This is a genomic window from Streptomyces sp. FH025 (assembly GCF_017427025.1).
In the GTDB taxonomy this organism is placed as follows: domain Bacteria; phylum Actinomycetota; class Actinomycetes; order Streptomycetales; family Streptomycetaceae; genus Kitasatospora.
Window position 1 is genome coordinate 1 of sequence record NZ_JAFLNG010000803.1, and the last position, 3,131, is coordinate 3,131.

2 protein-coding genes are annotated in these 3,131 nt (G+C 70.1%); both read right to left on the minus strand.

The features are described 5' to 3' along the window. Positions 1-2,161, minus strand: a 2,161-nt coding sequence (locus J0670_RS34090) for a hypothetical protein (RefSeq protein ID WP_207816216.1), incomplete at its 3' end; no start/stop codon positions are given. A 245-nt stretch (positions 2,162-2,406) separates the two neighbouring features. Continuing rightward, a partial coding sequence (locus J0670_RS34095) for an HtaA domain-containing protein (RefSeq protein WP_207816217.1) occupies positions 2,407-3,131 on the minus strand: 725 nt, incomplete at its 5' end.

Below are 3,131 nucleotides of genomic sequence, written 5' to 3' on the forward strand. Positions count from 1 at the left end.
CGTAGGTGCGGCTGTCGGACTTCACCGTCGCACCGAACAGCCCGCAGATGGCCGCGCCGCCGGCGTCCTCCGTCAGGTCCGGCAGGACGCTGGTGGTCGCGGCGATCCCGAAATTGGCCACGCCCGAGGTCATCGTCAGGCGCAGCCCGGCGAGGCTGCCGCGGGCGCCCGTGCCGGACCAGGCGTCGACGGAGATCAGCTTGTCGCCGCCGGGGAAGGTGTAGGACGTACGCTGCTGGACGCCGGAGCCCCCGGTGTCGCCGCAGCGGAAGGTCTGGCCCTGGAAGACCACCTGGATGCTGCGGATTCCGACCTCGTCGTACCAGGCGTCGATCTTGGTCGCGTAGGGGGAATCGGCCTTCGGCGGGACGTCGAAGGGCACCGGCGTCTCTCGTGCCACGCCGAGGAGGCGGAAGAGGGTCCCGTTGTTGCGAGTCACCCAGTAGTCTCCGCTGACGGACGAGACGATTTTCGTCGTCGTCGGCCCACTGGCCAGCGCTTGAGCGAGGCTCTTGATGCCGGTGGTGGCCGCGTTCAGCGTACCGGGGTCCACTATGGCGACCTTGCCCTCGGTCGTGGTGGCGAAGAGTATGCCGTCCGCGGCGGCGGACAGGCGCTGCACGTTCGTCAGGGACGGATTCCGCTCCGACCAGGTGGTGCCGGTGCGCGCGAAGGCCCGCCCCTGTCGGGCGTACCAGACCTTGTCCTTGCCGACGACGGCGACCTCGTCGGCCGCGACGTTCAGGTTCTGCCAGGTGCCGTTCACGGGGCGCTGCCAGAGCATGTTGTCCGTGGCGGCGACGACGTAGAGCACGTCGTCCGTGCCGCAGGCGAGGCTCAGCCCCGTCGGGGCCTGCGGGTCGGTCTGCCAGGTGGTCCCGTCGAACTGCACGACCGTGTTGTCGGCCCTGAGCGCCCAGACGATGTTCTTGCCCGGCGCGATGCGGATCAGGCTGCTGTCCAGTCCGGTGGTGGGCAGCGGGTTCCACTGCCGGGCCGCCGGATCGAACCGGACCGGGCTGCCGTCGTTCTTGCGCACCCCGTACACGCCCGCGGCCGAAGCGGTGAGGTCGGCCAGGTCCACCCCATCGAAGTCCTGGCCGGGCGGCGCCTCCGGCGCGGTGCACGCGTCGAGCTTGCGCACGGCCGTGTCGAAGGGGTTCGCGGCCCGGATCTTCGCCGCCCAGTCGGCCGGCGCCACCGAGGCGAGCACCTCCTTGTACCGCTGCAGGCTGGAGTAGTTGAAGTTGAGCTCCTGCAGCGGGATGAACAGACAGCGTTCCAGTTTGGTCGGCCTGGTCGTCACGTTGTAGACCTGGACGACCTCGTAGTACTGCACCGACATCGCGTGCATGTGGTTGTAGTTGGTGACGACGCGGGTGAGGACCTGATCCTTCTCCGACTGCGTCGTCTCGCGCACGACCGTCATGTTCCGGCTGCGGGCCGCGGTCGCCAGCTGCTGGGTCCGGGCGCTGATGCGCTGCGTCGCCTCCTCCGCGACCGACTTCACGCCGGTCGAGCGCGACACCGCAGTCGCGAAGCCCGTGTTCGACGACTCGCTCCAGGAACCGCCGCCACCGATGCCGAAGAACGAGACCCCGATGCTGCCGCCGGAGCTGGACGACCTGCTCACCTGGAACGCCTGGGAGCTGCCGTGCTGCTCCTCGAGGGCTATCGCGTTTGCGACCTCGCTGATCGACCGGGCCTGGTCGGTGGTGCTGGAGAGGGTGTCGGCCTCGGCCGTCGTCTCGGTGCCGGTGGCCTTGGTGGTGCGCTGCCAGTCGACGACCGCGACCTTGGTGCTCTCACCGGGCGCGAGCGCGAGGCTGTGCAGTAACCGGCCGAGTGTGACGCCCTGGGCCGACCAGCTCTGCTCCGTCGTGACGATCATGCCCTCGGCCGGGCGGTCGTAGAACGGCAGGTTCTCCTCGCCGAGGTCGATCGCGCCGGTCAGTTTGCGCGCCGGCTTCGCCCCGGGGATGTCGGTGAGCACCACGGAGCGGTACCGGACGATCTCCACCGGGTAGTTGCCGGTGGTCGGCAGCAGGTCCTTCGGCGTCGCTCCGTCGAGCATCGCCCGGTCCACTTCGAACGAGGGCGTCGCACTCGCCGGGGTCGCCGACGGGTTGGTGGCAGGTGTTCCGGTGCTCGGGGTACTCATGACGATTCCCGCCTGCAAAGAAGATGAAGGTAACTCCGTTGAGGCAGCCAGGACTTGGAGCGCCTGGACCGAAGACGAACGGCACCTTCCGGATTTCTCGAAGCTACACAGGACGGTCACAGCCTCGGCACGCTTTGTCGAACTTGGCCAGAATCAGCACCCGAGTCAGCGGCCTTCAAACGCCAAGGGGCCGGCCCGGGCGAGCGGCTGCTCGCCCGGGCCGGCCCCGCGTCTTCGATCCGGCGTCAGACCTGCGCGCCGCCGCGGCGGTTGCGCACCAGCACGGTGGCGCCTCCGCCGGCCAGCAGCAGCCCGGCCGCGGTGGCCAGCAGCGGGGCCACCGGGGTGTCCGCACCGGTGGAGGCCAGCAGGCCGCCGCCCGCACCGCTCAGACCGGTGCTGGTCAGCGAGGGGCCACCGGTCGTACCGCTACCCGAATCCTGGCCACCCGCGGCCGAACCGGCGCCGCCTCCGGTGCCGGACGAGCCGGCGGGCGAAGTGGTCGGAAGCTTGGCGTCCTTGTCGAAGGCCAGGGTCGCGCTGACCGGGTCCAGGGCCGTACCCGCCGGGTAGTTGGAGAAGACCGGGACGCCCTCGGCGGTGAGCGTGGCCGGGACGCCGGTGAGCGTCACCACACCGTTGACCGGCTTCAGGGCCGATGCCGGGACGTCGAGCTTGGCGATCCGTGCGCCGCTGAGCGAGGTCGGCCTTCCGTCCGGGGACTTGCCGTTGACGTCGGCGGTCAGGAAGGCGCCGTCGCGGTCGATGGCCAGGCCCAGCTTGGAGAGCGTGGTGTCGAGTGCCCAGCCGTCCTTGCCGGGGTGGCCGAGGAAGCGTACCGAGCCGTTGAATCCGGCGGTCAGCGAGTGGTCGGTGGAGTTGTACGCGCCGGTGGCGCCGTCGAAGCGGTAGTCGGCCGCGCCGCCGCCGAACTCGACCTTGCCGGCGGCCATCGGGGATTCGAGGTACT